Annotated in this window: 19 protein-coding genes; 1 reads left to right on the top strand and 18 read right to left on the bottom strand. The window is 36.8% G+C overall.

Features of this window, described 5'->3' with window-relative positions:
* Positions 1-19: 19 nt before the first annotated feature.
* From KO495_RS02825 to KO495_RS02810, 4 genes are read right to left on the bottom strand one after another with little or no spacing between them, the layout of a single operon-like run.
* Positions 20-745, bottom strand: coding sequence for a CpsB/CapC family capsule biosynthesis tyrosine phosphatase (locus KO495_RS02825; protein ID WP_215978882.1), 726 nt, complete (start codon positions 743-745; stop codon positions 20-22).
* Entirely contained in the window at positions 742-2,988 is a 2,247-nt protein-coding gene (locus KO495_RS02820; RefSeq protein ID WP_215978881.1) for a polysaccharide biosynthesis tyrosine autokinase, read from the bottom strand. Before KO495_RS02820 ends, KO495_RS02825 begins: the two co-directional genes overlap by 4 nt.
* 13 nt (positions 2,989-3,001) lie before the next feature.
* On the bottom strand, positions 3,002-3,550 hold the full coding sequence (locus tag KO495_RS02815) for a polysaccharide biosynthesis/export family protein (RefSeq protein WP_215978880.1): 549 nt from the start codon (positions 3,548-3,550) through the stop codon (positions 3,002-3,004).
* 14 nt (positions 3,551-3,564) lie between these two features.
* Complete coding sequence (locus KO495_RS02810) at positions 3,565-4,866, bottom strand: outer membrane beta-barrel protein (protein ID WP_215978879.1); 1,302 nt, start codon at positions 4,864-4,866, stop codon at positions 3,565-3,567.
* A gap of 195 nt (positions 4,867-5,061) precedes the next feature.
* Here KO495_RS02810 and KO495_RS02805 point away from each other — a divergent pair, with 195 nt between their 5' ends.
* Positions 5,062-6,465: an undecaprenyl-phosphate glucose phosphotransferase gene (locus tag KO495_RS02805; RefSeq protein ID WP_215978878.1), complete on the top strand. Its 1,404-nt coding sequence runs from the start codon at positions 5,062-5,064 to the stop codon at positions 6,463-6,465.
* 71 nt (positions 6,466-6,536) lie between these two features.
* Here the strand turns inward: KO495_RS02805 and KO495_RS02800 are convergent, their stop codons facing one another.
* From KO495_RS02800 to KO495_RS02735, 14 genes are all read right to left on the bottom strand, one after another.
* On the bottom strand, positions 6,537-7,235 hold the full coding sequence (locus KO495_RS02800; protein WP_215978877.1) for a hypothetical protein: 699 nt from the start codon (positions 7,233-7,235) through the stop codon (positions 6,537-6,539).
* Between the two features lie 80 nt (positions 7,236-7,315).
* The gene (locus KO495_RS02795; RefSeq protein ID WP_215978876.1) at positions 7,316-8,281 is read right to left on the bottom strand and encodes a GDP-L-fucose synthase; all 966 of its coding nucleotides are present in this window, start codon (positions 8,279-8,281) and stop codon (positions 7,316-7,318) included.
* A gap of 39 nt (positions 8,282-8,320) precedes the next feature.
* Positions 8,321-9,424 (bottom strand): GDP-mannose 4,6-dehydratase, encoded by a 1,104-nt coding sequence (gene gmd, locus KO495_RS02790; RefSeq protein WP_215978875.1) that lies wholly within the window; start codon positions 9,422-9,424, stop codon positions 8,321-8,323.
* Positions 9,425-9,453: 29 nt separating this feature from the next.
* Positions 9,454-10,209, bottom strand: a complete 756-nt coding sequence (locus tag KO495_RS02785; protein ID WP_215978874.1) for a WecB/TagA/CpsF family glycosyltransferase — start codon at positions 10,207-10,209, stop codon at positions 9,454-9,456.
* Positions 10,210-10,312: 103 nt separating this feature from the next.
* The gene (locus tag KO495_RS02780; RefSeq protein ID WP_215978873.1) at positions 10,313-11,479 is read right to left on the bottom strand and encodes a glycoside hydrolase family 88 protein; all 1,167 of its coding nucleotides are present in this window, start codon (positions 11,477-11,479) and stop codon (positions 10,313-10,315) included.
* Between the two features lie 2 nt (positions 11,480-11,481).
* Positions 11,482-12,585, bottom strand: a complete 1,104-nt coding sequence (locus KO495_RS02775) for a glycosyltransferase family 4 protein (RefSeq protein WP_252738769.1) — start codon at positions 12,583-12,585, stop codon at positions 11,482-11,484.
* A complete protein-coding gene (locus tag KO495_RS02770) occupies positions 12,545-13,894 on the bottom strand; it encodes a hypothetical protein (protein ID WP_215978872.1) in 1,350 nt (449 codons plus the stop codon). Before KO495_RS02770 ends, KO495_RS02775 begins: the two co-directional genes overlap by 41 nt.
* A 168-nt stretch (positions 13,895-14,062) precedes the next feature.
* On the bottom strand, positions 14,063-15,256 hold the full coding sequence (locus KO495_RS02765; protein ID WP_215978871.1) for a hypothetical protein: 1,194 nt from the start codon (positions 15,254-15,256) through the stop codon (positions 14,063-14,065).
* Positions 15,253-16,554, bottom strand: a complete 1,302-nt coding sequence (locus KO495_RS02760) for a hypothetical protein (RefSeq protein ID WP_215978870.1) — start codon at positions 16,552-16,554, stop codon at positions 15,253-15,255. Before KO495_RS02760 ends, KO495_RS02765 begins: the two co-directional genes overlap by 4 nt.
* A 22-nt stretch (positions 16,555-16,576) precedes the next feature.
* Positions 16,577-17,389 (bottom strand): WecB/TagA/CpsF family glycosyltransferase, encoded by an 813-nt coding sequence (locus KO495_RS02755; RefSeq protein WP_215978869.1) that lies wholly within the window; start codon positions 17,387-17,389, stop codon positions 16,577-16,579.
* Positions 17,379-18,611, bottom strand: coding sequence for a glycosyltransferase (locus KO495_RS02750; RefSeq protein ID WP_215978868.1), 1,233 nt, complete (start codon positions 18,609-18,611; stop codon positions 17,379-17,381). Before KO495_RS02750 ends, KO495_RS02755 begins: the two co-directional genes overlap by 11 nt.
* The gene (locus KO495_RS02745; RefSeq protein ID WP_215978867.1) at positions 18,604-19,599 is read right to left on the bottom strand and encodes a sulfotransferase; all 996 of its coding nucleotides are present in this window, start codon (positions 19,597-19,599) and stop codon (positions 18,604-18,606) included. The genes KO495_RS02750 and KO495_RS02745 overlap by 8 nt, the downstream gene beginning before the upstream one ends.
* A gap of 60 nt (positions 19,600-19,659) precedes the next feature.
* Positions 19,660-20,199: an acyltransferase gene (locus KO495_RS02740; RefSeq protein WP_215978866.1), complete on the bottom strand. Its 540-nt coding sequence runs from the start codon at positions 20,197-20,199 to the stop codon at positions 19,660-19,662.
* A 17-nt stretch (positions 20,200-20,216) separates the two neighbouring features.
* On the bottom strand, positions 20,217-20,951 hold the full coding sequence (locus KO495_RS02735) for a glycosyltransferase family 2 protein (RefSeq protein WP_215978865.1): 735 nt from the start codon (positions 20,949-20,951) through the stop codon (positions 20,217-20,219).
* Positions 20,952-21,065 lie beyond the last annotated feature (114 nt).

The following is a 21,065-nucleotide window of genomic DNA, read 5'->3' as shown; positions in this document are numbered from 1 at the left end:
GGCTCATTAGTAACGCAGATTAATTAAACTTACTTTCACTAATAAGCTTAGGGGTGTCGTAAACAAGTCGTTGGGCAGCTTCAGCGCCAATAAGTTGCTCTGCGATAAGCTTAGCGGCTGTTAGCTTAGGTGGACGACGCTTAATATTATGAGTATCGGTTGCAATAATAGTTACCTTGTTTTCTCTAAGTAATTGCTCTGCTATTCTTTGAGGTGCTTCTCCAAAGTCTCCACATAAAGAGGCTGCGGTAATTTGATATAAACAGCTTGAGGTAGGAATACGTGAAAGCTTTGTTATATCGGCAATAATATCTCTATTACGCTCTGGGTGAGCAATCATCGGGATAATATTATTGTTATTAAGCCACTTAATTAACTGCTCTGTACCTGCAGGAATATGGCTGTGGGGAAGCTCAAGCAATAGCACATTTTTACCTTGCCATTGACCAATAAAAGGTAATTTATTTTGTTTAGCCAACAGCATTATTTCAGGACAAATACGTACTTCAGCAGCAAAGGCTATTTTTATTGCCAACGCTTCAGCATGCACTTGTTGTTGTAATTGGTTAAATATCTGTTCAATGTTGTCAATGTTATTATCGAAGCGGCCAAATTGAATGTGAGGTGTGCATACCATATGAGTAATGCCATCGTTAATGGCGGCGTGAAGTAGCGCAATACTTTCATCAATATGCTGAGCGCCATCGTCAATCCCTGCCAAAATGTGGCAATGTAAATCTATCATGAGTGAGATGTTTCAGACTTATTGGTGGTAATGGTATTATCACTAGCCACTTGCGCATTATAGCCATATTGGTCGTAATAACCGGTATACTCGCCATACTTGGCTGCTTGTTTTAAATCAACTTGATTTAAAACAATACCATCAATACGTACACCTGCACTCAGTAATCTACCCAGACCTGACTGAATCATTTTTTCACGTGTATGATCAGCTTTAACCACATAAACAAGAGATTGACTATGCTGAGCAACTAAAATTGCATCGCTTACCGCTTGTGTTGGCGGCGTGTCAATAACAATACGATCATACTTACCTTTAAGTGAGCTGATTAAGTTAGCAAAGTCACTTGAAGCTAAAAGCTCCTGAGGGTTTGGTGGGAGAGTACCCGCTGTAATAATATCAACGCCTGATTGCGTATCTTTAATTAGACATTCTTCGACACTGTGAGTGCCAGCGATAATGTTAGATAAGCCGGTTTGATAAGAAGGTAATTCAAAGTTTTTTGCGACGGAAGGTCTACGCATATCGGCATCAATAAGTAATACTCGTTCAAGTTGCCCTAACGCAAAAGACAGGTTTAATGAAACCGTTGTTTTACCTTCTCCAGGCACAGACGATGTAACCGATATAACTTTGGCGTCATGCTCAATATTGAGTAATAAAAGACTGGTTCGAATGGTTCTTACCGCTTCACTAAAACTATGCTCTTCACTTGAGAAAAAGTGACGTAATGCCAAGCCTTGCTTTCTAGGCGTTTTTTGTAATGGTAATAAACCTAATAGACGCTGCTTTAACTTGTTTTCAATATCATCAACACTACGAATACCGTCATTAAGAAACTCAAATAAGAAGGCCAGAACTAAACCAAAAATTAAACTCAAAACGAATGTCATGATAATAATTAATTTTTTATTAGGTTTTGCAGGCAATAGTGGCGGTTGAGCAGGATCGGTTAGTCGAGCATTCGCCGACTGAAATTCACCGACTTCTTTTGTTTCTTTTAAGCGAGTAAAAAATGCATTATAAAGTTGCTCATTAGTTTCAACTTCACGCTTTAGTTCTTTTTGTTTGCTATCAAGTGTTGATAGCTCTCTGAAACGTTGTCCTTTCGCCTTTATTGCCGCTTGAAGAGCTTCTTCATTAGCTTTTGCTGAAAGATACTCGTTGGTAATGCCTGAAACCAATAACTCAACTTGTTGAACTAAGTTATCATTAACAGAGCGTAGTTCTGACTGTGCAGCTATCATAACCGGATGTTTCGGCCCATAAGTGCCTTGCAGTTCATAAACCTTGGTTTTTGATTTTTGTGCCGCTTCATTAACGCTTTGAATTAATTTGTGGTTTAGTACTTCGGGTAAAGAGATTAATGTGCGAGGATCGCTTTTTTTATCTTGTACTAGCTTATATATATTTTCATTTTTTTTACGTAATTGACTCGCTGTAGATAACAAACTATTTAGTTCTTGTAATTCTTTAGCTTCGATACCTTTAACACCATCAATATCCACCAATTGTTCTTGATTTTGATAAGCTTGTAAGTAGTTTTCAGAGTCGTCTAACTTTGTTTTTAGCGCATTTAGGCGTTCATTTAACCAACTAGATGCTTTTTCGGTCATCGCTAACTTAGACTCTAAATGGTTATCTATATAGACTTCAGCTACGGTGTTCACTACTTCTGCGGCGAGCTCTGGTGATTCAGACTCAAAGCTAATAGTAATTAGCTGAGTTTTTTTGATTAAGCCTATGGATAACCGCGACATAAACTCAGTAAGTACTTTTTGCTCTCTAATATAAGCTTGCTGCTTTTCTGATATATCTTCAACAGATTGGGGTAAAAAAGGCAGTTTTTCTTTGATAAAACTAACGAGATTAAATTTTTCTGCCTGTTGGTCGGGATCAAACTCAGGATGATTAACTAAGTCTAAGCGCTTAATTACTCGCGCAGAAATGTGTTTTGATTTAAGTATTTCTAGCTGGGTTACAAAATATTCTTGAGAGTTACTATTAATGCCATAAACTTCTTCAATGGAAACTACATTGGCTTGCTCTGCTTCAATCAGTAATGTCGCCTTAGCAAAGTATTTAGGTGTTAGAGAAAAAACAATGACGGTAGCGAGTAATGTCACAATAAAAGCGAGTGACAGAATTCGCCACTTGAAACGCAAGATAACCTGAAAAAAGTTTTGTAAGTCTATCGTGTCATCATTTGCGGTAACCGTATTCGTTTGGGCAGGGAAGTTCATTATAACGGCACTCTTAGAAGTAACTTTGTTTGACAGTGATTATATCGCCAGGCATAACAGAAGTGTTTGCATGCACATTAACCGATTTTTGCTCAGGATCGTTACTGCGAATGATAAATATTTTAGTTAAAGATGCTCTTTCGGTATAACCACCAGCTAACGCTGCCGCTTTGTTTACACTTAGCCCAGGTTGAAAAGGGTAGCCGCCTGGTTTATTAACTTCACCGTCAATAAAAAAAGGTCTGTACTCAACAATACTCACAGAAACGTTAGGGTTTATTAAATAATCGCCTTTTAACCCTGTGTAAATTTGCTGTTGAAATTGTGTCAGGGTTTTTCCCGTTGCTTGTAACTGGCCTAAAAATGGGTAATCGACTTTGCCACTATCATTCAAGAGTACCTCAAGAGACAGATCTTCTTGACCAAAGACGGTGATTTTTATGGTATCACCAGAGCCTAGTTTATAATTGTCGCTAGCATGAGCTATCGATGAAAAGCTAAAGACAAGTAAGCATAGCCAAATAATATGTTGAGCAAGCGTGTTAACTGTTGTTGTTTTCATGATGATGCAATACCTTAAAACAGAGCTATACGGGCACCTAGGTTAATAAACTGTCTATCATAAACAAAGTTATCTCGAGTACTATCGCGCTCGGTATAACGATAGTCTAATGAAAAGCTTAGCCAATAATTCATATCATAAAATACAGCTGCTGTTATTGCAGTATTATCATCTTTACGTACTTTATATTCAGTATTATTGTCGGTGCCAAAGTATTCATCTTGGCTAATTGCGTAACCTAACTTACTTGTTAAACGTTCAAGCCATTGATGAGTCCACTCCACAGCGTATTGGGTGTTCTCTACAACATTTGCTTTTACTGGGCTTATGGTATCGCTAAAGAAAAAGCCTTCGCCATTGGTTTCATCAGCCGTTTGTCCGGTAGTAAATTTTACTTTTGAATAGGTTTTAGGCTCCCATAATACTTCAACTTCCCATACAGGGGTGTCGAAGGTATTACGTGTTTCAAGATCAAAGTCTTTTTTAATGTAACCTATTTTAGCAAAGCCTGTTGTTAATGCTGTCGCTTCCCATTTAGCACCAACCATAATGCGATTTTCAGTACTATCTAATAAGTCTTCTGGTCGAGGAGTGTAGTCATAAGAAATATCACTATTCCATAATTCAAAGGTAAGGTCTGTTGCTGCGCCAATTTTATAATAAGCGGTACCACCGTATTTTATGGTATTACGATCACGGGCTGCGGTAGTATCAAAAGGAGTGCTGTTTGGGATATCAATAAAGCGACTGTCATAGTCATTACCTAAATAACCAAGCTCTAACTCTACTCTTGCATCAGCGGTTGGCGCGCCATAAGTGTATTGAACACCGCCGTACAGTTGTTCATAAGTATCAGGCTCAGCTAATTGTGTTCCAGCACCAAGTGAGAAGCGACTACCACGCTCTTCATGGGCTTGAATATAACCACCCTGAGCCATTAAACGGTGTTTTTCAGCCAATTCATAATTGAGCTTGCCAGAAACATCATGGTCGTTATAGCTATCTTCACGACTGGCATGATAAGCACCGTGGGTAAATACCCAGTCCATTTCAAAATTGTGCTTACCAAACTCACCAAATTCAGTGGTTGCCTTTAAGCTTGGCTGAAAAATAGTGATCCATGAGCTAATAGGGTCTACTTTAGCACTGGTAACGTTATCATCGTAACCTTGTTTAAATTTCACTAGGGGGGTTAATAAAAAGCCACCAACAGGAATTGCTTGATCATTACGTTCACTGTCTATGTTATAAGAGGAACCGTAAGATGATAGAGGAAAAGCAACCCCTAAAAGTAAAATGATTTTAGCAATATTCATGAAATATACCTTGAAAACTCTAATTATTATTTTTATGTTAACTCAATAATAACAATAAATAACATATACAGCTATAGGTATAGTTGCATATGATATTTATTGTTAGTTTATCTTTATTAATTCAAGCATTTTCGTTGTGTAATTGTTGTTAGGCGTTAAACTGCGGTTAGTAATGTTAAGGAATAAGTATTTCAAATGTCTAGTGGTCTAATAAGTAGTATTCAAAGTAGTTTTTCAACGTTCTATCGTATTGTTGATTTATTACTCATTAGTATGGTGTTTTTTATTGCCACTTATAGTTATGGTGTTGAATTAGACACCCATTATTACTTGGTGTTATTAATTAGCTTAAGCTGCTTTTTATTTTTATCTCAGACGTTTGAACTGTACCGTTCTTGGCGTACATCAACCACTTTTGCTTTATTGAGTTATACCTCTTTAGTATGGGTTAGTTGTTGCCTTGTTTTAATGATACTGGCTTACTTTACTAAAACAGGCGCTAACTATTCTCGTGTCGCTATGGGGATTTGGTTAGTTGCAACTTTATTCGGACTTTGTGCATGGCGTGTTCTATTTAGAGCATTACTCGTTCATTTTCGTAAGTCAGGTCTAAATGCTAAATCAGTCATTATTATTGGTGCGACCCCAACAGGCTTAAACCTTGCGGCTCAAATTAACCAAAACCCACAACATGGCTTAAAACTATATGGTTTTTATGAGGATAGGCCGGCAGAACGCTTACCTGATATGGAAGGTTACGAGGTTAAAGGCACTGTTGCTGAAGGGGTTGCATTGGTAAAAGCTAACCCTGAAATTAGCCATGTTTACATTGCTATGCCAATGAAAGCAGAGGCGCGTATTACTGATATATTAAATCAATGTAGTGACACCACCGCGACAGTTCATATTATTCCTGACTTCTTCATTTTTAATTTATTGCATGCGCGCTGGCAAAATGTAGGTAACATGCAAACATTAAGTATTTTTGATTCGCCTTTCAATGGCTTTAATAGAGCTGTAAAACGTATTGAAGACTTGGTATTAGCTTCTATTATTCTCGCTATTATTTCTGTGCCTATGTTATTTATTGGACTGGCCGTAAAACTTACCTCTAAAGGTCCTATTATTTTTAAACAAAAGCGTTATGGCCTCGATGGTAAAGAGATTTGTATTTATAAATTCCGCTCGATGACTTTAGTTAATAAAAAGGTTGATGATGTGGTTCAAGCCACTCGTTTTGACGCCAGAATAACGCCACTTGGTTCTTTCTTGCGAAGGACTTCACTTGATGAATTACCGCAATTTATTAACGTATTACAAGGTAATATGTCTATTGTTGGCCCAAGGCCGCACGCAGTACAGCATAATGAAGAGTATCGTAAGCTCATTGACGGCTACATGCTGCGTCATAAAGCAAAACCAGGTATTACTGGTTGGGCACAAATTAATGGCTGGCGCGGTGAAACAGATACCTTAGATAAAATGGAAAGGCGTATTGAGTTTGATTTAAAATATATTCATCGCTGGTCATTATTATTTGATTTGAAAATTATATTGCTAACAATATTCAAAGGGTTTATTAATAAAAATGCATATTAATAGAACTGCATATTAATAGTTAATAGCGTTTAACTATTTTCTGCATAACCTCAATAGCTTTAGCTGTGTCGCTATGGAGTGATTTTCAATGAAATATATAAATTATTGGCTGTTGTGAATAGTGGATGATTGTTTATTTCAGATAAATATTCTATTTGGCGATGTTCTTTTTCCTTGTTTGGCATCGCTATCATTGATGGTTTACCTTGTTCTTTTCTTTGATTAATTGCTTTTATTTCGTCAAATACATTTTGAGTATTGGCACTGGTATGATCAAAGCTTAAAAAATTTCGAGAAAACTGAGTATTGCAGCGCTTAATAATAGCACCCATATTTTGAGTAACTTCATTAAACTCAGCAATAACGAGCTGAGCTTTCAGCGCTTTAACCACGGTATAAAAATCAATGTAGCGTTGTAAAGCCTGAGTAGCGTTATAGTTTGAATCACGCACTAGTAACGAGCTGATTGCCGATATTGGCTCACGCAGTACAACAATAGCGGGGGTGTTGTATTTTACGGCCAGCTTAAGCTGTGCTTCAGCATGTAAGTGATGCGCTACTTGGTATTCTTTTACTTGCGCTTGTTTAAAAGCAATGACCGCAAAAGTATTGGCGCTACGCGGAAATCCCTCAATAACAATATCTGTTGATGAATTTACTAATAGCCCTTTAAACTTCTGGCGTTGCCCGTAATAAATATTAAGTAAAGTAGGGCTGCTAGCAACCCATGAAAACAACTTATGTTTTAGTGCTGTTGGTAATAAGTTCACATGAAAAACCTTAGTTTTGGTCTAGGTTGTTGTCCTTAAGTGAGTTAAATAGTTACACCCAAATGAACCCGTTCAAACGATTAGCTGTGACGTAAGGTCTCTTGATTCAAATACCATTGATAAGTATCTGCTAAACCCTGTTCAAGAGAAATTTTATGCTGCCAACCCAATGCATGGATACGCGATACATTTAAGCACTTTTTTGGTGTGCCATCAGGTTTAGACTGATCAAAAACTATCTCACCTTGATAACCAATAATACTCGCAAGTGTTTGCGCTAACTCTTTTATAGTGCAATCTTTTCCTGTGCCAATATTAAGGTGACTTACGGTGGGTTGAGTGTGTGCTTTATAGGTTTGCTCTGGTAATTCCATCATATGAATAGCAGCAGCGGCTAAATCATTAACGTGTAAAAACTCTCGCTGTGCATTGCCACTGCCCCAAATACTGATTGTTGAAGCGTTACTCACTTTAGCCTGATGAAAACGTGCGATCAATGCTGGAATAACATGGCTGTTAGTTGGGTGGAAGTTATCATTTTCACCATAAAGGTTTGTTGGCATAATTGAGCGATATTGTCGGGCATATTGACGGTTGTATGCTTCACACACTTTAATACCGGCAATTTTTGCAATAGCGTAAGGCTCATTAGTTGGCTCTAGCTCCCCGGTTAATAATGCCGACTCACTAATAGGTTGTTCAGTGATTTTCGGGTAGATGCACGATGATCCCAAAAATAATAATTGATTGATATTTGCTACGTGAGCAGCGTGGATAACATTACACTGAATCATTAAATTTTCATAAATAAAATCAGCAGGGTAGCTGCTATTTGCCTGTATTCCTCCGACCTTAGCTGCAGCCAAGTATACTTGTGCTATTGCGTTCTCTTGAAAAAACTCACTGACCAGTTGTTGGTTTGATAAATCAAGCTCGGCACGCGATCGTACAACTAACTCTAAATCAGAGCGAGAAGCTAGCAACTTAACTAATGCGGAGCCAACCATACCTTGATGACCAGCAACAAATACACGTGTTTTCTTCATTTACTTATTACCGCGCTATTATGAGCTTGCTGAAACTGATTAGTTAACATCATAACCATGAGACTTTAATAATGCATTCTTTTTGGCTATACGCAAATCGTGTTGCAACATGTCATTAACTAAAGTGGTAAAGTCTTTTTCGGCTCGCCAACCGAGGCTTTTCTGGGCCTTACTGGCATCGCCTAATAAACTGTCGACCTCGGCGGGTCTGAAATATTTCTCATCAATTTTAACGATAACGTCACCGCATTTTATATGAGGACATTCATCGCCAGAAATTGCGCTAACAATGCCTTGCTCATTAATACCTTGACCTTGCCAAGTTATAGTTACCCCAAGTTTTTGAGCAGCAAGCTCTACAAACTGACGGACAGAGTGTTGTTTACCTGTGGCAATAACATAATCATCTGCTTGCTCTTGTTGTAACATTAACCATTGTGCTTTTACGTAATCTTGGGCATGTCCCCAATCTCGTAACGCATCTAAATTACCTAAATATAAACACTTATCTAAACCTTGGGCGATGTTAGCAAGGGCGCGAGTTATTTTACGGGTAACAAAGGTTTCACCACGACGTGGAGATTCATGGTTAAACAAAATACCATTGCTTGCATGTAACCCATAAGCTTCACGATAGTTAACCACAATCCAATAAGCGTACATTTTAGCAACACCATATGGTGAGCGAGGGTGAAAAGGGGTGGTTTCAGTTTGTGGGCTTTGCGTAACTTTACCGTAAAGCTCCGATGTTGAAGCTTGAAAAAAGCGTACCTTTTTTTCCATACCTAAAAATCGTATCGCTTCTAGCAATCGTAATGTACCTAAGCCATCAACTTCTGAGGTATATTCTGGGCACTCAAATGAGACCGCTACATGGCTTTGTGCTGCAAGGTTATAAACTTCATCGGGCGCTACTTTAGCCAGAATTTGTGTTAAATTTGAAGTGTCTGTTAAGTCACCATAATGAAGAAAGAAATTAGGGTTACTGCTATGAATGTCTTGATAAATATGATCTATGCGTTCGGTATTTAATGATGATGAACGACGTTTAATACCATGTACTTCATAACCTTTTTCTAATAATAACTCAGCAAGGTATGAGCCGTCTTGACCAGTTACGCCTGTGATAAGTGCTTTTTTCATCGGGTATTTACCTTGCTTTAGCGATTTTATTATTGGTGCTTTTTAGGCGAAAACTTTTCTTTGATTAATAACCATAAGAATTGTGTATTGGTAACTAAGTAGCGCTTCCACATTCTTCTAGGCTCCTGAATAATACGATAAAACCATTCTAAACCATAGTTTTGCATCCATTTAGGTGCGCGCTTTACTGTACCTGACACCACATCAAAAGTACCGCCTACGCCCATAACGAAGTTAACACCCAGTTGATTTTGCCATTTGTTAATGAAGTTTTCTTTCTTAGGAGAGGTAATAGCAACAAATAATAACTTGGCACCAGAAGCTTTAATTTGTTCAACAACAGCCTGTTCATCAGCGCCGTCGTTATCCCAAAAGTAACCATGATGAAAACCAGCAATTGTTAGTTTAGGGTAGAGGGACTTTACTGTTGATGCGGTTTTCTCTACCACGTCAGCTTTAGCGCCGAGTAAAAATACAGGAAACTCTTGTTTGGCGCTCATTATGAGTAACTCATGAAACAAATCAACACCAGCAACGCGCTCAGGTACTTGATGACCACAAAAACGAGCGCCTAGCACTACGCCCATGCCATCAATATTAATCATTTCACAGGCTGTCACCGACTCCGTCAGCTTAGGGTCTTTTTGCATATGCACTAACTTGGCAACATTAACCACCACATGCTGTAAAAACGCATTACTTTGAACTTTATGTTCAATATAAGCCACAGACTCTGCCATGGTTAAGCTGTCCATTGGTATGCCTAAGAAGGTGATTCTAGCCATTATATTCCTTGTTTTTTCTTTGCGGTGTTAGCTGTGTTGAACTGTACTTAGTTGAACTATACTTAGTTGAACTATACATAGTTGAGCTGCATTTAGTTGCGCTTTACTGTTTGCTGACACGATTAAAATAAGCGAATGAGTAATACACCCATGCTTGTGTCCAGCGAATATAGTTTATTTTATTGGTGAACCCTTTGTGCTTTTGATAAACAAAGCGTTGTTTATCAGGCATAAACAAGGTGCTAATTGCTTTATTAATTACTTTTTCAGTAAATAATAAATCCTCAGGAGTACCCCCTACCTTTAATAAGGTAAATATCGCCTGAGAAACACAGTGCATATCAAGTGGATAGCGATTGTTATGATAGTATTTTGCCGTACCATCTTGTTCAAATAAATACGCTTTATAATAAGCTAACCCTTGTCGTATAGCATTATCAAACGCTGAAGTTTGTAATGCAGTAGCTAATATATGTAGCGCCTCTAAGTTATAGCCAGTATGAAAACCATCAATAAATTGATGATGATGCCTAGCACCGTACACCCAAGAGCCATCAGTTGCTTGTTCTTTAACTGATTGGTGGGCAACACGCAGCGCTAAGTTTTTATATTCAGTATTACCCGTTAAAGAGCCAACAAAACCAACCCATGCCGCGCCCCATAAACTGGCATTATGCACAAAAGCAGTTTCACCAGGAATATAGGCAAAAAACGTTCTATTTTCATGTTCGCAATATAAGGTTTTTACAATGAAATGAGCAGCATCTAATGCAGGCTCTTTATATTTATTTTCATTGGTTACTTCACTTAACGCGTACAACGCTTGCGCAACATAAATGGTGGTAATAATATTAGGCTTACCTTTGGGGACAAAAAAGGCGCGTGCGTTCCAGTCAAAGTGATACCCCCAGCAAGCATGCTGCCAAAGTGATATATCACTTTGTTGAGTTAACAACCAATCACCAAGTTTAACAGCTTCATTTAAATAATGTGGCTCTTGCGTACGTTGATAATCTTCAAGTAATCCTAAAATAAATAAGCCAATACCCTTAGGGTTACGTTTTTTAGGTACTGCTAATAGTGGGCGTAAATTTACAACGGAACGTTTATTTACTTGTATCCACGCTAAGCCAAATAAGCCTTTTTTTAGTTTAGGGAAAACAGTGAAAAATTTACTGTTTAAACCGTCAAAGGGATCTTGGCCAGCGTAATTATAGTGTTGTGCGTCCATCAGGATGTTATGGGTAATTAATGCCATAGGTTGTTGCATGGTTACTTGTCCAAGAGCTCTTTGTAAATATTTTTTAATTGCGGAATTATCACATCAGGGCTGAAATTTTCTTGATACTTTATTTTCGCAGCATCACTATATTGGGCTCTTAACTTCTCATCACTGAGCAAAGAGCGTAAAGCTTCTGTAAGAGCGTCAACATCGCCAGCTTTCACTAACAAACCTTCTTTTTTATTGGTAATAGCATCGGGAATTCCGCCTGCAGTGGAAGCAACTACTGGAATACCCGCGGACATTGCCTCTAAAACTCCCATGGGAAAACCTTCATTGTAGCTAGGTAAGCAATATATAGTTGCATTAGCAAGACATTCATCCTTACTATCACCAGCTACCCAACCCAGAAATTTAACTTGGTCAACAACACCTAACTTTTTTGATACTTCTTGGTAGTAACGAATATCACCATCGCCTCCTAGATGTAATTCAATAGTTGGGAACTCAATTGAGATTTTTGAGAAGGCAACAATTAAATCTTCAGTACCTTTGCGGTTTCCTAAGCGACCTAAAAATAATATATTTTTGTTATTTATTGTTCTTTTTGGAAGCTTAACTTTAGGCACTGCATTGTAAACAATACAAGCTTTACTTCTATTCTGAATAATAGTGTTAATCCAGCTTAGCCATTGGCTTGATAAAACAACAACTTTATCAGCTAAATTAAAAGTCTCTCGTATTTTAATTTGCTTTTTTTCTGAAGATTCCTTGCTATAAAAGTCTTCAAACTCAGCACCATGTAAATGAATGATAGTTTTTGCGCCTAAGAATTTACAGATGCGTAAAATTATCGACTTACGTGTATAACTACCTCTTGATGCCATGTGAATATGAGCTACACCTAATTTATAAAACACTCCATAGTAAGTTAGCTTGATTAAACTAAACAGAAACCAAATAAATGCGGATATTTTCGTTTTATTACTCGAAGAGTGAGTATTAATTTTAATGAAAGATAAATCTGTCATTAAACCTTCCGCATAGTACCCTGAAACAACCGTTGCTATACCACCTTGCCCTTTTGGGTCGGTGCTTATCATTAAATTAACTCTACACATTATATTCACTTTCGATTTTAGTTGTTGTTTCATTTATAACCCAGCGATATTTACCTGCTACGGTTCTGGGTATCTCATTTACAAGTTGTATTTCTGCATTTATGTTATGACTGACAAACATTTTTAGGTTTTTGAGTATTTGTGAACCATCACTCGACCTATAGTTTTTTGTTGGGACAAGCCGTATCACCCATTTTTGAGAAGATATTTGTGCAACTTGCGATCTCTCTATGTTGTTAACTCCCTTAAAAGCAAAGGTAATTAATGATGGACTTATTGCTTGTTGTTCTGTGTCATAAATAATATCTTCAAATTTTCCTGATATTGGCTCTATCATTGGATAGTTGGAGCCACATTGGCAAAGGCCTTTTTTCCACTTGGTACGATCAGACAGTTTATAGCGTATTAGAGGCATTATACTGTTGTGCAATGTTGTTCCTACAATAAAGCCCTCCTCATCAGTTGGGTTATTATTCTCATCTAATATTTCGACATAAGAGTAGTCACTGTTAATGTGTAAATTTTTGAAACGACACTCTGTTGCCATTGCTACTCTTTCAGCCATGCCATAAAAGTCAAAAACTTGACCTATTGTATTTTCGATTACTTCTCTTTGGTATGGATAGAGCATTTCAGAGGCTGTAAATATGTAAGGTATTTTAATCACTAACTGGTTATCAATTACGTATTGAGCAAGTTGAAAAGCTGTAGATGGGTAAGCTTGTAAAATATCAGGGCTAAATTGCTTGATCACTGAAATAAAATCTTTAGATGTTTCCTTAGTAAGGTGCCTAGAAGATAATATAAGTTGATTCTCTATTTTATTGTATATCCAATATGGTTTTTTGTTTTGAGAAGAATCAACGATTTTATCACCTCTTAATGTTGCTCTTCTGATTGTCTTTACATTACAGAGGCTTTGCCAGTGCCTTTTAACGAAAGCGTTTTCCCATAGTATGGAATCAAAAGATCTAAATACTTCTAACGGTGTACCTGTTGTACCACTTGACTTCCCCACTATTTGTAAAAAGTGAGCCTTCCCTTTATTTGGATAATATTGACTTCGTTTAGTTAATAAATCCTCTTTAGTTATTACGGGACAATGACTACTAATGAATTTTTTTATTTCACTACTTTCAGTAGGCACTTTTAAATCATGGTAAGCAGCCAACTTTTTTTTTGCTATATGCAATGATTTTAATAAAAAGCTATTTTGTAAATCATTCATTTCGTCTATATCTAATTTAGATCTTAATTCAAGAGTGTTAATCCGCCTTTTAATGAAAAAAACATCGAGTAAGAGAAAACGGAATAAAAGCGTAAACTTTTTAACTATAAACATAAATAAATACAAACCTTTAGCATGCTTTTTTATTCAGCAATCCATGAAATAGAGTTAATTATTATGAAGGTTACCAACGCTCACGAGGCGTTGTAAACGTAATTCTTCAAGAGCGATAATGCCTACCCAAGCATAGTTATTATGACAGCTATGCTCTAATGATAAAATTCATATCGAGACTTGAGATCTCCCGATAATGTTTTTTGAAAAAAGATAACCTAAATATAGTTTTATAAATTGAAGGCCTAGAAATGTTAATAATAAAAGCTCTATTCTATATGGGCTAGGTGGCGTTTCATAAAAAATAATAGCAATAAAAACCAGTAGTGTAGATGTTGATATAATATTGATTTTCAGTAGTGTTCCTGCCAGCCCTTTTACCATTAAAATATTGGAGAAAGGGAGGCTTAACTGTGAAACTTGCATTGCGCTAAAAAGGATGAAGAAAATTAGCCATTGGTCATAAAAATAATATAATGTAGGTAGAGCAATTAATATTGTTATAACGATAAACTTCAAAATACTGATAAAAAAATCACTAACGTCAGCTGAGCTAACGCCATTTTTACGCATATTTGGTATATGTTTTGCTGATAATACGTGTGGGATTAAGTAAGTCAATGTGGAAAAGTAGAATACCATTGCTAATTCTGCTGCAATATAGTCACCTACCTCTGCCACAATCACAATTGGTACCGCATACATTAGTGAAGTAGACGTAGCATTTGATAAAGCGTATTTTATAAAATTAATCGTTATATTTGAGATAGTTGATGGTGTTAGTTTAGTGCTTTCAGCTCTGTGAAAGAATAACATCGGCAGTAGCAACGATAAAAAACAGCTAAATAACAATAAACCAGAGTTGTTAAATTTAAATAAAATAACCCCTAATATTAGAGTGATAATCATAGTGAAGCAGGATGCAATAAATACAGGTTTAAAATTTCCTACATTTAAGAAATGACGCTTAATTACTTCATAAGCCGATAGGCATAACACTGAGATAAATATACAAATATTTACACTAGCATTATATTGATTTAAAGCTATGTAATAAGCGATAAAATAACCAATTAAACTGGATGTTGAAACTAATAAAAGCTGATCTCTAACCGTTATGACATATTGAGAGGACACAAGAAGAGTTACTATTGGTAAGCCGGAAAAAGTATATAGTAATGCTACCCAAAAAAAGAGTTTAGAGAAATCATTAGCAACAGAGGAGCTAGCAAAAGTGGTTATAAGGAGGATGACAAAAAACTTATATCCTCCAGGAAACCCTACTGAAACTAACGCGAAGAACTTATTGCTTATACGGACTAATTTTTCGTTGTGAATTAGTTGTGTTAATTTATTTGTCATAATAGTTTATTTTGCTTTTTACTTTTACTCTCAAATCTTACTATGAAAATCACCATAAAAATAAGAAGAGGTGAGTTATAAACCGGAGCCGAGAAGCTATTAATTAACATTACCGTCATAGTAAAGAAACTAAAAATGCCTGCAAAATTAAGGTGTATTGAAGAACGTAAACACTTTAAAGGATAATACAAATAACTTAACAATAAAAATAGCATCCCTAACCAACCCGACTCTGCAAAAACTTTAGGCCAATAAGTGTCCGTTAGAAATAATCCTTGATGAAAATACCATAGGTACTGAAAACCATGTTTATAAAAAAGATCGCTATCGTATACAACCGCCGCTTGTCCGCCTAAAGTTCCCAGTCCTGCGCCTAAAGGGAAATTTTCATTGGCCTCGCTGATTGCTGATGACATCATTTGAGCTCTGGGAGAAGGGGTTAATCCTGCACCTGTTTGCGAAAAGCCTATTTCCTCTAGTGATATCCTAATCATATCCATATTGTTTAAGATTAGAGAGGTTAAAATAGCAATAATGAATATTAAATTGATATGCCTGATTTTCTGACTCGAAATAAAGAATATGTAGGTTGCAGCAATGGCTAAGATAAACGCACCTATTTCACCGCGTGATAAGGTTGATATTAAAAGTAGTAATGACAATGCTAAATAAAGGTAATTAGATTTTTTTGCATTTCCCTTCCATATATTTATTAAGAAAAAACCAGAGGCTAATGACGAAAAGAAAGCTAGTGTTCCCGTAAACCAAAATATTCCTGCTGTTCTTGTTAATGCATCGCCGCTAGTGGTAAAAAATGATCCGTGATGCGCGCCAGTTGGAAATATAGCATCGTAAGCGGAAGGAGCTAATAACTGTAGCAATACAAAAGGAACGTTAACAAGCACCATTATTTTGAAAAATCGACTTAAGTAAAGTTCACTAATGCCTTCGCGATATGCACCATAGCAATAAAGAAAAACAATAATGTATTTTGAGTCGAGTACAAACTGATAAAGTGCTTGAGCAATACTACCTATACCGAATAATGATGAAGTTATGGCAAATAACCAATAGATACTTATTAGAAAGAAGAAACCTTTAAATACTTTACTTTGATGGAATAAACGAAAGCCTACTCTTATTGCAAAAGGAATACAGTAGAGCACCACTAGCTCATCAATAATTTTTAAAAATGAGATGCTTTCTGATATTGCTAACTTTTGAATAAAAGACTGAGCAACCAATATCAACAAGGCAATTATTGCTTTTAGTGGCGTTGGAGTTACTTTAATTTTCAAGGTTCATCATCCAAAAAGAGTGTTATTGTATGCTTTTATTCAATAATTGCTTTAAAAAATGGTAAACAAATCTGGGGTTTTGCTTTAGGTATCTACCCGCTAAACGCTTAGGCTCTGCTAGTAAACGATAGAACCATTCCAGCCCCGACTGTTGCATCCACTTAGGCGCGTGTTTTTTCTCTCTTGCAATAAAGTCAAAAGCAGCGCCAACACCTAGCATAACACAGGATGTTTTTACGGAGTTTTCAGCCATCCAACGTTCTTGTTTTGGGCAACCAATACCTACAAATAATATGTCGACGTTTGCGTTATTGATATTGTCGATTACAGTGGCATTTAATTGCTGGTCTGTATCACGACTTAACTCGGCATTAATACCTGATTTTTTTGCCGCATTAGACTCAGCAAGCTCAGGAAATGGCGGCGAGAAATAATAAGTAATGCGGATATTAGGAAACTGTTGTTTTAGCTCGTGAATAACCTTAGTTAATACCTTATCGCAACTCCCGCCATAAAGACCTATATTTAATTTTTTATCAGCGCTGTATGCACAAAGTTCAGTCATTAAGTCTTGGCCTCGTACTTGTTGTGCTTGCTTGTGGCCTAATATTTTTTGTGCCCAATAAATAGGCCTACCATCAGCAACAATTAAGTCAGCATTGTTAATGATATGTTGAAAGCTTATATCGTCAAAGGCTTCCATGCACATATGCACATTCGAGACACAAACGTAAGCGGCTGACTTTTTAACGGCGAGCGTTATAATATGCTCAACCGCTTGGGAAATATTTATGACATTTACGCTGAGCGATAAAATGTTACTTTTAGTTAGCACGTTGTGGTTTCCTAGCAATCACACTTTGATATATAGAAAGCAGTTGTGGGTAATTTACTTGCGCGCTATATTTTTGGTTAAAGTCGAGTTGCGCTTGTTGTGCCATATTATCGCGTTTTTCAATATTTTTCATTACATCTATTTGATTTTGCAATTCATTACGGTTATTTGCTTTGAACAATAAACCGTTTTTATGGTGTTTAATTAGCTCAGGCATAGCCCCAATGTTGCTGGCAATCACAGGAATACCTTGTGAGAATGCCTCAATAACCACAAAACCAAAGGGCTCTTGCCATAATGTTGGCATGATTAAATATTGGCTAGTGGCCAGCGCTTGTAATACTTGCTCTTTACTGACCTCACCCATATAGCGAATGTTTTTTTGTTTTTTAGCGCCTACTTTATAAGTGAGTGGGCCAGCACCATAAACACGTAGCTCAATGTCATTTTCACGCCAACTCTCTAATAGTAGCTCTATACCTTTTTCGCGTGTAAGCCTGCCAATAAATACGGCATATTTATCAGTACGTGTCGATGATGTTATAGGTGTTTCAATAGGGTCTATAAAATGAGGTTTTACGGTTATGCTTTCTGCGGAGAAACCAGCATTAACGTAAATGTTTTTTAAGCAAGAAGAAGGGGCGATAAAATGATTTACTTTTGTAAACCAGATGCGTGATTTTTTATACTTTTCAATGGCTCTAGCAAGGATGAAAGTACCCAAGAAGGAGTTTTTATAAGGCCTATGCTTTACTACGGCATAGGCGCTTTTGGTAATGCTTTCTTGGTTGTTTGTACCTTGAATAAACAGCGTAGCGCTAGGACATAATAGTCGATAGTTATGCAAGGTATGTACAACAGGGATGTTCTGTTCATAACAAGCATCAAATATTGCAGGCGTGAGTAGTGGAAAAAAATTATGTACATGAATCACATCAGGCTTAAAGTCTTGAATAAACTTTGTAAACTCTGTCTTGTAGTACCTTGAGTAAGTAAGGTGAAAACTGACGTGTAACTTTTGCCAAAAACTCACTATTTGACGGTTCGACACGCTATAAAGTTGCACATCGTGACCCTGCTTTTTAAGTAAGGCCATTTCATTTTCTAAAGCGACATCTTCTCCGCCACCTTGTTGGTAATAATTATGACAAAATAGTATTCTCATCACTTTACTTGGTTTAGTAACTATAGGTGTTTCTACCTGAGGAGTGCTCTTAGTCATAAAAGCCGCTATTACGTTGGTTGTGCTTTTTTGAAAATATTAAGTTTAATTTCAACTTGCAAACTAAGTTATGATAAATAATACCAAGTAGATCAGAAAGTAATCCGGCATTGTTTTGAGTGGGGAGAGAGTCTACTTGCTGTTGTAATGCTTGCGTTGAATAACCGTAGTGTTGTGCAACGTTTTCACCTAAGTGAGTTAGGTAGCGCTTCATATACCATTTTCGTACAGGGTTATTTATTATTTCTTGCCAATTATTAATGGAGTTAGCGCTTACTTCTTTATATTTGTATTGTCCTGTGGGGTCACCCATCTCATTAGGAGCAAATCTTTGTTCTGTTAAACAGAGTTTCTCGGGAGCTAATTCTGCAATGTTAAGGTATTCAAAAACTTGCTTGAGAGTTACGGAAGTATTAGTGACTAAATCATCGTAATTGATAGCAATAGACTGGTTTTGATGCTTTTTATAAGCACTCGATAATAACTTGGGGGCGAGGTATAAATCATCTTTATTTCTATACAACTTGAAGAAATTATTATTATTCCATGTTGTTAGTACTGAGGCGTATGTTTGCAGTGGGTTTCTGAATAAAAAAATAAATTTTGCATGGGGAAGTAACTTAATAATTTCATTAACGATGTAGTAATAACGAGGGGTTTTATCAACAAAAAAGTATTCATTATTTTCTGAGGCTGCTTGGTATAGTGATAATACAAAGTTTTCAAGTAGCTTTTGGTAATGCGCGGAGTTATTTTTATCCGCTACTTGATTGATGTTACTGGTGAAGCTTTTAATGGCTTTTGCACAGGTGTCAACGGAGTAACTTGAGGTATAAGTATGACAAGCTGAGCTGCTTTTTGTCATTGACAGTAACGGGAGTAAAATCCATGGTTCAGGGCTAGTCGCTATTTTTTCATGACAAGCAAGTATTCTTTGTAGCAGAGTGGAACCTGCTCTAGGGGTAGAAAATATAAATACTGGCGTCATATTATTAATCTTATTTCTGTTAAATTCGGGTTAATATTCGTTTTAAAACTAGCGCTTTGGTTAGTTCGCTATTTTTTTTATAAACTTGGCTGGCGAACCAGCCCAAAGCTCGTTTTCAGGCACTGACTTTGTTACTACTGAGCTTGCACCAATAACGCTGTTTTCACCAATATTTACCCCTTTTAATATTGTACTGTGGCAGCCAATCCATACATTATTGGCAATATGTATTTCAGCTGAAACAAAACCTTGCTGTCCGTAAGTGGTAGGTAAATTAGACAAACGGTGATCATGATCATAAATAGATACATGATCGCCAATAAGCACATCATCGCCAATTATAATATTTCCTCTACTGACAATACTTGCAAAACGGTTAATGAAGGTTCGTTTCCCTATGGAAATGTTGCCGCCAGCGCAATGACATAACGCCAGTGATTCAATCCATATTCCGCCTGAAAGCTTCAGCTTACCTTGTGTGCATCTAAAGTTATTCCAGGAGCCAAAAAAGTACTTCCAACCCTTTGCTTGATGAAATATTTTTAAGTAGCACAGGATTATTAATGTTCTAAACCCCCATAATACGGGACGTAATGTCATCGCTTAATACTCACTCATTATTTTATGGACCGAAAGCTGAGTAACTTATTTTTTAACAGCTCAAGGTAATATCTTGCTAAAGCATTTAAAGGATTTGCACCGTGTATTAGCGCAGCAGCCATAGATTCACGATAACTTAAACTTACTTGCGAGTTGCTTAATCCACCTAAGCGCATGTTAACTAAAACCTCAGGAATAAAGCTGATACGTACTTTAGACCAAACACGCAAAAGAAACTCATGATCGCCAGCTACTTTAAAGCCTTGGCTAAAGCGACCGTAGTTATCATAAACCGACTTTCTCACAAAAACGGAGGGGTGGGCAATTCGCATTTTTTGTAATAATTCATTCTTAGTTAATTGCTTACCAACGCGTTTTACTACATTCCCTTGGCTGTTAACCTGATGAATGTAACCATGACATAAGTCAGACTCTTCTTGTGTTATGGTCGCCATAACATTGCTAACGACTTGCTCATGTGCATAGCAATCATCGGCATTTAATATATGTATAACATCACCATCAGCCATGAGTATCCCTTTATTAAAAGCGTCATAAACACCCGTGTCATTTTCACTTACACATCTAAGCCCTTGTGATAAAACAAAAGCTACGGTGCCATCAGTGGAGTTTCCATCAATAATAATATGTTCTATATACTTGTAATTTTGAGCTTTAACTGAGGCTATGCAATCAGCAATGGTGTTAATACCATTTAGAACAGGTGTTATTACGGTGAGCTTGGTGTTCATATTAGTCTCTTTGTCATTGCAAGGAATAATAACCAAATAGTATCTAGCGGAATCCTTAGGGCAGCGTTTGTAGGTCATTTTTACTGCGTTATCGCCTTTTAGGTAACGCTACAT

It is taken from the genome of Colwellia sp. D2M02 (genome assembly GCF_018860755.1).
GTDB classification, from domain to species: domain Bacteria; phylum Pseudomonadota; class Gammaproteobacteria; order Enterobacterales; family Alteromonadaceae; genus Colwellia; species Colwellia asteriadis.
The sequence above is the reverse complement of the archived record's forward strand: the minus strand, read 5'-3'. Positions and strand labels throughout refer to the sequence as shown.

Coding starts and splice junctions, on each gene's coding strand:
- KO495_RS02810 (WP_215978879.1), bottom strand. CDS start 4,866: ATGAATATTGCTAAAATCATTTTACTTTTAGGGGTTGCTTTTCCTCTA.
- KO495_RS02775 (WP_252738769.1), bottom strand. CDS start 12,585: ATGAAACAACAACTAAAATCGAAAGTGAATATAATGTGTAGAGTTAAT.
- KO495_RS02805 (WP_215978878.1), top strand. CDS start 5,062: ATGTCTAGTGGTCTAATAAGTAGTATTCAAAGTAGTTTTTCAACGTTC.
- KO495_RS02735 (WP_215978865.1), bottom strand. CDS start 20,951: ATGAACACCAAGCTCACCGTAATAACACCTGTTCTAAATGGTATTAAC.
- KO495_RS02740 (WP_215978866.1), bottom strand. CDS start 20,199: ATGACATTACGTCCCGTATTATGGGGGTTTAGAACATTAATAATCCTG.
- KO495_RS02750 (WP_215978868.1), bottom strand. CDS start 18,611: ATGACTAAGAGCACTCCTCAGGTAGAAACACCTATAGTTACTAAACCA.
- KO495_RS02795 (WP_215978876.1), bottom strand. CDS start 8,281: ATGAAGAAAACACGTGTATTTGTTGCTGGTCATCAAGGTATGGTTGGC.
- KO495_RS02825 (WP_215978882.1), bottom strand. CDS start 745: ATGATAGATTTACATTGCCACATTTTGGCAGGGATTGACGATGGCGCT.
- KO495_RS02780 (WP_215978873.1), bottom strand. CDS start 11,479: ATGCAACAACCTATGGCATTAATTACCCATAACATCCTGATGGACGCA.
- KO495_RS02820 (WP_215978881.1), bottom strand. CDS start 2,988: ATGAACTTCCCTGCCCAAACGAATACGGTTACCGCAAATGATGACACG.
- KO495_RS02745 (WP_215978867.1), bottom strand. CDS start 19,599: ATGACGCCAGTATTTATATTTTCTACCCCTAGAGCAGGTTCCACTCTG.
- gmd (WP_215978875.1), bottom strand. CDS start 9,424: ATGAAAAAAGCACTTATCACAGGCGTAACTGGTCAAGACGGCTCATAC.
- KO495_RS02765 (WP_215978871.1), bottom strand. CDS start 15,256: ATGACAAATAAATTAACACAACTAATTCACAACGAAAAATTAGTCCGT.
- KO495_RS02770 (WP_215978872.1), bottom strand. CDS start 13,894: ATGTTTATAGTTAAAAAGTTTACGCTTTTATTCCGTTTTCTCTTACTC.
- KO495_RS02785 (WP_215978874.1), bottom strand. CDS start 10,209: ATGGCTAGAATCACCTTCTTAGGCATACCAATGGACAGCTTAACCATG.
- KO495_RS02815 (WP_215978880.1), bottom strand. CDS start 3,550: ATGAAAACAACAACAGTTAACACGCTTGCTCAACATATTATTTGGCTA.